General features: G+C 53.9%; 1 protein-coding gene. It reads right to left on the bottom strand.

Annotated elements, in window-relative coordinates; genetic code table 11:
• The coding region (locus tag ACFOFO_RS18820; RefSeq protein WP_390332388.1) for an MlaE family ABC transporter permease at positions 1–516 on the bottom strand (516 nt) is incomplete at both ends.

The raw sequence follows: 516 nt of genomic DNA, 5'->3' as shown, positions 1-516 counted from the left end.
CGGTGTTCGGCTTGATTTGCAGTCCATAATGACAAGCAATTAATGCAGTCAGAATTCCGAACACTGCTCCCTTACCCGCGCCGAGCCACAGGTTTGCAATTGGAACCGCTGCTGGCAGGCCATGCAGAAATTGGCGATAACCGATGCCGAGCTGTACATCTGCCGACAGCATTCCGCCAATCAAGGCTGCTATATCGCTCCACAGTACCAACAGCGGAAGTGTGATCGCAAGCGCCACTATCTTGGGCAGCACCAATCGTTGTGTATGCGAAATACCCATCGCCGCCAAAGCATCTAGCTCGCGCGTCACCCGCATCACCCCAAGCTGTGCCGTCATCGACGAACCAGAGCGCCCGGCCACCAAGATAGCCGCTAATATCGGTCCCAGTTCCCGCACGATGCCGAGCCCGAGAATATTGATGATGAAAACGTCAGCACCATAGTTCTTTAATTGGATGGCCGACAAATAACTCAGCACAACCCCAACAAGAAATCCCACGAGGGCAGTAATGGCGA

Origin of the sequence: Pseudundibacterium arcticum, assembly GCF_042646465.1 — a bacterium.
GTDB classification, from domain to species: Bacteria; Pseudomonadota; Gammaproteobacteria; order Burkholderiales; family Burkholderiaceae_D; genus Undibacterium_A; species Undibacterium_A arcticum.
The sequence above is the reverse complement of the archived record's forward strand: the minus strand, read 5'-3'. Positions and strand labels throughout refer to the sequence as shown.